The organism is Marinobacter sp. AC-23, assembly GCF_001858325.1.
Lineage (GTDB): Bacteria > Pseudomonadota > Gammaproteobacteria > Pseudomonadales > Oleiphilaceae > Marinobacter.
Window position 1 is genome coordinate 1 of sequence record NZ_MBPP01000070.1, and the last position, 4,682, is coordinate 4,682.

At 52.7% G+C, this 4,682-nt stretch carries 7 protein-coding genes and 3 pseudogenes; all 10 read left to right on the top strand.

Annotation, left to right across the window (positions count from 1 at the left end; translation table 11 throughout):
• A pseudogene (gene tuf, locus BCA33_RS20015) lies at positions 1-170 on the top strand (elongation factor Tu); the annotation flags it as partial.
• Positions 171-361: 191 nt separating this feature from the next.
• Entirely contained in the window at positions 362-673 is a 312-nt protein-coding gene (rpsJ, locus tag BCA33_RS17665; RefSeq protein ID WP_041341420.1) for a 30S ribosomal protein S10, read from the top strand.
• 75 nt (positions 674-748) lie between these two features.
• Positions 749-1,387: a 50S ribosomal protein L3 gene (gene rplC, locus BCA33_RS17670; RefSeq protein ID WP_071267927.1), complete on the top strand. Its 639-nt coding sequence runs from the start codon at positions 749-751 to the stop codon at positions 1,385-1,387.
• Between the two features lie 11 nt (positions 1,388-1,398).
• Positions 1,399-2,004: a 50S ribosomal protein L4 gene (gene rplD / locus BCA33_RS17675; RefSeq protein WP_071267929.1), complete on the top strand. Its 606-nt coding sequence runs from the start codon at positions 1,399-1,401 to the stop codon at positions 2,002-2,004.
• Positions 2,001-2,294 carry a 50S ribosomal protein L23 gene (gene rplW / locus BCA33_RS17680; RefSeq protein WP_071267931.1) on the top strand — a complete coding sequence of 98 codons (294 nt, stop codon included), beginning with the start codon at positions 2,001-2,003 and terminating at the stop codon, positions 2,292-2,294. Before rplD ends, rplW begins: the two co-directional genes overlap by 4 nt.
• Before the next feature lie 17 nt (positions 2,295-2,311).
• Positions 2,312-3,139, top strand: coding sequence for a 50S ribosomal protein L2 (gene rplB, locus BCA33_RS17685; RefSeq protein ID WP_071267933.1), 828 nt, complete (start codon positions 2,312-2,314; stop codon positions 3,137-3,139).
• Between the two features lie 23 nt (positions 3,140-3,162).
• A complete protein-coding gene (rpsS, locus tag BCA33_RS17690) occupies positions 3,163-3,438 on the top strand; it encodes a 30S ribosomal protein S19 (protein WP_071267935.1) in 276 nt (91 codons plus the stop codon).
• Positions 3,439-3,455: 17 nt separating this feature from the next.
• A pseudogene (gene rplV, locus BCA33_RS17695) lies at positions 3,456-3,787 on the top strand (50S ribosomal protein L22).
• An 11-nt stretch (positions 3,788-3,798) separates the two neighbouring features.
• Positions 3,799-4,481, top strand: a pseudogene (gene rpsC, locus BCA33_RS17700) (30S ribosomal protein S3).
• Between the two features lie 12 nt (positions 4,482-4,493).
• A partial coding sequence (gene rplP / locus BCA33_RS17705; RefSeq protein WP_071267941.1) for a 50S ribosomal protein L16 occupies positions 4,494-4,682 on the top strand: 189 nt, incomplete at its 3' end.

Consider the following 4,682-nt stretch of genomic DNA (forward strand, 5'->3'; position numbering starts at 1 on the left):
CTGGTTCCTGTGAACTGCCGGAAGGCGTGGAAATGGTTATGCCAGGCGATAACGTGAAGATGGAAGTGACGTTGATTGCTCCGATTGCCATGGAAGATGGCCTGCGCTTCGCGATTCGCGAAGGCGGCCGTACCGTTGGTGCCGGCGTAGTCGCAAAGATCCTCGAGTAATTTGCTCGTTGCATCAGGGAGAGGGGCTGGTTCGACCAGCCCCTTTTTCCGTTTCAGTCGCAACCGCTTCTCCCGATTCCGCCAATAACCATGGTTGTTGACAGGGTTGGGTATTATGCATACAATGCGGCTCCTTTTTTTGAAGGTCGGCTAACTAGTTAGTAGCTGCTACGAGTGGAGTTTGGTGCATCATGCAAAGCCAAAAGATACGAATCCGGTTGAAGGCGTTTGATTATCGTCTTATCGACCAGTCGACGCAGGAGATTGTCGATACCGCTAAGCGGACCGGCGCTCAAGTGCGTGGGCCTATCCCTCTGCCGACGCGGAAGGAAAAGTACACAATCCTGGTTTCACCGCACGTTAACAAAGACGCGCGCGATCAGTATGAAATTCGTACTCATAAGCGTTTGCTTGACATTGTCGAGCCAACGGAAAAGACAGTAGATGCTTTGATGAAACTAGACCTGGCAGCAGGTGTAGACGTTCAGATTAGCCTCGGTTAATACCGCCCGGTATTAACCTGTGTAACTGTCCTAAGGCCATAGAGGGTGAGAGCCCCGTACACTTAGAGGTGAAACATGGCAATTGGTATTGTCGGCCGTAAGGCTGGTATGACCCGTATTTTTACGGAAGATGGGCAGGCGCTGCCTGTCACAGTAATTGAGGTTGAGCCCAACCGCATTACGCAACTCAAGACCCTTGAGAGCGATGGCTATCGCGCCGTTCAGGTAACTGTGGGTGTGCGTCGCGCTTCCCGTGTTACTAAAGGCGAGGCAGGTCATTTCGCTAAAGCTGGCGTAGAAGCCGGTCGGGGAATGTGGGAATTTCGTCTGGCAGATGGTGAAGGTGAAGACCTCGCCGCAGGTGGTGAGATTACTGCGACCGTTTTTGAAGACGGTCAGGCGGTTGATGCTACTGGTCAGTCCAAGGGTAAGGGGTTTCAGGGCGGCGTAAAGCGCTGGAACTTCGCCATGCAAGATGCAACGCATGGTAACTCCCTTTCGCATCGTGCTCCGGGTTCTATTGGTCAGAACCAGACTCCGGGCAAGGTATTCAAGGGCAAAAAGATGGCGGGCCAGATGGGTAATGCACAAGTAACCGTGCAGAACCTTAAAGTTGTCCGTGTCGACGCCGAGCGCAACCTCCTGCTGATTAGTGGTGCCGTACCTGGCGCAACTGGCGGTGATGTTGTCATCAAGCCTGCACTTAAAGCCTGAGGAGCGGTTCGATGGAATTGACTATTACAGGTAGTGGCAAGGGAATCTCTGTTTCCGACGCTGCATTTGCCAAAGATTTTAACGAGTCGCTGGTTCACCAGGTGGTTACTGCATATATGGCAGCCGGCCGTCAGGGTACCAAGGCTCAGAAGACCCGTTCAGAAGTCAGAGGTGGTGGTAAGAAGCCATGGCGTCAGAAGGGTACAGGCCGCGCACGTGCGGGTACCATTCGAAGCCCGATCTGGCGTTCCGGTGGTGTTACTTTTGCTGCGAAGCCTCGTGGTTTTGAGCAAAAAGTTAACCGTAAGATGTACCGCGCTGCGATGTGCTCCATTTTCTCTGAACTGGTTCGTCAAGAGCGCTTGGTTCTGGTTGACGATTTTGAAATCGACACGCCAAAAACCAAGGCCTTCACTTCTAAGATGGCAGATATGGGGCTTTCAAATGCCCTTATTCTGACTGAAAGCGTCGAGCAGAACCTGCACTTGGCTTCTCGCAACGTTCCTCACGTCGATGTGCGTGATGTTGCTGGCTTGGATCCGGTTAGTCTGGTTGCCTTCGAGAAGGTCGTGGTTACTGTTCCCGCTCTGAAGAAGATCGAGGAGATGCTGGGATGAATCAGGAACGTATTTATAAGGTCCTTCTTGGGCCTCACGTATCGGAGAAAGCCTCTCTGATAGCCGAGCATGGTCAGGTAGTATTTCGGGTAGCCCCGGATGCGACTAAGCCGGAGATCAAAAAGGCTGTTGAGCAACTGTTCAACGTCACCGTAGAAGGTGTTCAGGTTCTGAATCGTAAGGGCAAGCTTAAGCGTACCGCCCGCGGGTTCGGCAAGCGTAATGACATTCGTAAGGCTTACGTAAAGCTGGCTGAAGGTCAGGACATCGATTTTCTGGATGTGGAATAAGGTAAAGGGGTCGTAATATGCCGATCGTCAAAACCAAACCAACATCTGCCGGACGCCGTCACGTTGTAAAGCTTTACAACCCGGATTTGCACAAAGGGCGCCCTTACGAACCGTTGGTCGAATCTCAAAGCAAGTCGGGTGGCCGTAATAACGCAGGTCGCATTACAACCCGTCATGTTGGTGGTGGACATAAACAACACTACCGTATTATTGATTTTAAGCGGACTAAGGATGGTATTCCTGCGACAATTGAGCGCATTGAATATGATCCTAACCGCACTGCGCACATTGCGCTGATCAAGTATGCCGATGGCGAGCGCCGTTACATTATCGCTCCCAAAGGTATGCAGATTGGCGAGCCTGTGCGCTCAGGAATCGACGCGCCTATTAAGGTGGGAAGCACATTGCCGCTGCGGAATATCCCAGTGGGTTCTGTGATTCATTGCGTTGAGCTCAAACCTGGCAAAGGTGCACAGCTGGCTCGCTCTGCGGGCGCATCCGTACAGCTGGTTGCTCGGGAAGGCGCTTATGCGACTATCCGCCTGCGTTCAGGTGAAATGCGTAAGGTGCTTGTAGACTGTCGTGCCACGTTGGGTGAAGTATCCAACAGTGAGCATAGTCTCAAGCGGCTTGGCAAAGCGGGTGCATCACGTTGGCGTGGCAAGCGTCCAACAGTACGTGGTGTTGCTATGAACCCAGTTGACCACCCGCATGGTGGTGGTGAAGGGCGTACCTCTGGCGGACGTCACCCGGTTACTCCGTGGGGTGTTCCGACCAAAGGGCATAAGACTCGTAAGAACAAGCGTACTGATAAAATGATAGTGCGTCGTCGTTCAGCCAAGTAAACGACTACATAGAGGTAAATGCTGTGCCACGTTCTTTAAAGAAAGGTCCTTTTATAGACCTGCATCTGTTGAAGAAGGTCGAGGCAGCTCTGGAAGTAAACGACAAGCGACCGATCAAAACCTGGTCGCGTCGTTCGACGATCTTCCCAGAGTTCGTAGGCCTGACCATTGCAGTCCACAACGGCAAGCAGCACGTGCCGGTTTATGTCACCGAAGATATGGTCGGGCATAAACTGGGTGAGTTCGCGGCAACGCGTACTTATCGTGGCCATGCGGCCGACAAGAAAGCTAAACGCTGATTGTGAGGGGAATAGAAATGGAAGTAGCAGCCAAGTATAAGGCGCTCGCCTCTCAGCTCAGAAAGCACGTCTTGTCGCCGACCAGGTCCGCGGCAAGGCTGTTGAGGACGCCCTGAACATTCTGACTTTCAGCCCGAAGAAAGCAGCGGTGATTATCAAGAAAGCTCTTGAGTCAGCCATTGCTAACGCTGAGCATAACGAAGGTCTGGACGTTGACGAATTGCGGGTTTCCACTGTGATGGTGGATGAAGGCCCGACGCTCAAGCGGATCAAAGCTCGAGCCAAGGGGCGCGCTGATAGAATTATGAAGCGCACCTGCCATATCACCGTCAAGGTCGCCGACAAGTAGGAGATGCTCAGATGGGTCATAAAGTAAATCCGATCGCTTCCGCCTGGGTGTGATTAAAGAGCACAACTCAGTCTGGTATGCCGATAAAAAGGAATACGCAAAAAACCTGCTGAACGACATTCAGGTTCGCGAATTTCTTGACAAGCGTCTGGTAAAGGCGTCTGTCAGCAAGATTGTGATCGAGCGCCCTGCTCAGAACGCCCGTATCACGATTCATACTGCCCGCCCCGGTATTGTTATCGGTAAGAAGGGTGAAGATGTTGATCGTCTGCGTCGTGAAGTCGGCGCAATGATGGGCGTGCCCGTCCACATCAACATTGAAGAAGTCCGCAAGCCGGATTTGGATGCCCGCCTGGTAGCGCAAAACGTTGCCGGCCAGCTGGAGCGTCGTGTGATGTTCCGTCGTGCTATGAAGCGCGCGGTTCAGAACGCCATGCGCCAGGGAGCCAAGGGTATCAAGATTCAGGTTGGCGGTCGTCTCGGGGGAGCTGAAATTGCCCGTTCCGAGTGGTATCGCGAAGGTCGTGTTCCGCTGCACACATTGCGTGCAGATATTGATTACGCAACCTACGAAGCGCATACCACTTACGGCGTAATCGGCGTCAAGGTATGGATCTTCAAAGGTGAGATTCTTGGTGGTATGGAGCAAGTCCGTGCTGACAAGAAAGCCTCTGGGAAAAAAGGTTCTAAGTAAAGGGGCACTCTTATGCTGCAACCAAAACGCACCAAATTTCGCAAGGTAATGAAAGGCCGTAACACTGGTCTTGCTCACCGCGCTAACAAGGTGAGCTTCGGTGAATACGGATTGAAGGCGACCAGTCGCGGGCGTATAACTGCCCGTCAGATTGAAGCCGCACGTCGTACCATGACTCGTAAGATCAAGCGGGGTGGTAAG